At 30.7% G+C, this 677-nt stretch carries 1 protein-coding gene; it reads left to right on the top strand.

All coding sequences use genetic code 11. The features are described 5' to 3' along the window. The first annotated feature begins 84 nt into the window (after positions 1–84). Complete coding sequence (locus ACRD7A_RS19115) at positions 85–483, top strand: hypothetical protein (protein ID WP_430812987.1); 399 nt, start codon at positions 85–87, stop codon at positions 481–483. The last annotated feature ends 194 nt before the right edge of the window (positions 484–677 follow it).

Raw genomic sequence — 677 nt, 5'->3', positions numbered from 1 at the left:
CCGTTGGGCAACATTCCCCACATCCCTTAGAAAATATGGATTTATTTTTAACACTGATGGTCAAATCAGCAAAAAGGAATAATAATGAGAATAAAATTTAAAAATAGCAGACTTTATATAAACTTAGGATTTGGAATTTTTTGGATATGCCTTGGTATGTTTTCCTTACTTGCAAAAGACAAGATAATATGGAGTGATTACGGTTACTTGATAGTTGGAATTTTGTACATAGGTCTTTATCTATATGAAAGAACAAACCAGTATTTAACAATAGACAAAGATATTATAAAAAGGAATGGTCTATTTGGAAAAAACATCAATATTAAGAATATCCATCGAATTAAAAAGGTTTACGGTCAATATACTTTAATTACAAGCAATCAGGAATTTAAAATCAATACGGAATTAATCGATGACAATTCAAAAATAGAATTAGAACGTATTTTAAATCAACTAGAATTAAAAGAAGAAAATTCCATCTAATAATACCGATATAAACCATAAGACTATTGTGATTTTGATTACAAAATTCAGCACTGTTCTTTTTTGCAGTTATTTTGTTTATGGACTGTAAAAGTGAATTTAATGATAAATAACGTTGCCCAACAAACCGCCATAGCGCATAAGGCGTTCAATGCAGTTCGGAGGGTTCGCAGCTTCGGTCGGCTCCGCCAAAT

The sequence above is a fragment of the Carboxylicivirga longa genome, from assembly GCF_050589825.1.
GTDB lineage: Bacteria > Bacteroidota > Bacteroidia > Bacteroidales > Marinilabiliaceae > Carboxylicivirga > Carboxylicivirga longa.
The sequence above is the reverse complement of the archived record's forward strand: the minus strand, read 5'-3'. Positions and strand labels throughout refer to the sequence as shown.

Excerpts from the sequence above, each read along its gene's own strand:
- ACRD7A_RS19115 (WP_430812987.1), top strand. The coding sequence starts at position 85 with ATGAGAATAAAATTTAAAAATAGCAGACTTTATATAAACTTAGGATTT.